The following is a 1,073-nucleotide window of genomic DNA, read 5'->3' as shown; positions in this document are numbered from 1 at the left end:
ACTTATTCCATGATATATAATTATGGGGTCTTATTAATGTTAAGAAAATTACGCTAGAACTAGGCAAAAATTTTTGTATCTAGTTGTTCTAAATAAAAAATTTTTAACGACGTAATAGTGCAATTTAATTCGTTAAATTGATCAAAGATTTATGCAGTTTGGTATTAGTATCTGACTGGCTTGGCAAAACCTTACTAACGGCATTAAATTTTCAATATGAAATACTTCATGCCTCAATTTTCCTGACACCATATTTAAATGTAATTGCACGATAATACTAATCACAATGTTATTGGCACTTTTTTTGCTTTAAATTGGTACGTTTACGCTGGGTGGAAAAGCAATTGAAATTTATATTATACATATCACTTTTATTACTTTTTCTTGGTGGGTGTAGTAGCCAAACTGATGATGTTTCTGAGCTTGATAATGTCGTGCGTATGGAGCAAATAAAGCCTTATTTAGATCAATGGGATAATAATAAAAGTAAAATCAATAGACTCAGTGAGATAGAAGGTGATTTACTGATGTTGATTAAAGCACTTTCAATGCAAACTAATTTAGATACACTCCCAGATGAAATGCGCACTGAGGTTAATTTAGTGCAACATAGCGCCGTAGAGCAAAAAAACAATACGCTGAGCAGTACACGTGTTATTGAGGAAGATATTGCGTCTATGTATGGGGTTAAATTAGGAAGTTATTTAAAGCAACAAAGCGCATCAAACACGGTTATTAAATTAAAACAAAGTTATCCTAATATATTTAATGCATTTCAATACCGAGTACAAACAGAGTCTAATAGTAATACGCAGCTTTATAAGTTGATTGCTGGACCATTTAAAAATAAACAAGATGCATACTATTTTTGTAAAATTATTTCGCGAATTAACTTATCGTGTAAATTATCTCCGTTTGAGGGAGTAATAATTTAAGCAAAAAGTTTAGGGCCTGTTTATCTTTCGAGGTTGAATTTGCAGCAGACTGTTTGGTATTTAGGCAAGGCAGCGCCTATGTAGTGTGGTTATTCCCCATAAATAGGCGATAACGTAGCATAAATGCCAAACATGAGC

Annotated in this window: 1 protein-coding gene; it reads left to right on the top strand. The window is 32.4% G+C overall.

The genetic code is table 11. From position 1 onward, the window contains the following. Positions 1-344 precede the first annotated feature (344 nt). On the top strand, positions 345-935 hold the full coding sequence (locus tag CWB66_RS04245) for an SPOR domain-containing protein (protein ID WP_138584445.1): 591 nt from the start codon (positions 345-347) through the stop codon (positions 933-935). Positions 936-1,073 lie beyond the last annotated feature (138 nt).

The organism is Pseudoalteromonas sp. S558, assembly GCF_005886635.1.
Taxonomy (GTDB): Bacteria; Pseudomonadota; Gammaproteobacteria; order Enterobacterales; family Alteromonadaceae; genus Pseudoalteromonas; species Pseudoalteromonas aliena.
Note: the sequence above shows the minus strand (reverse complement) of the source record. Positions and strands in the feature narration are given on the sequence as shown.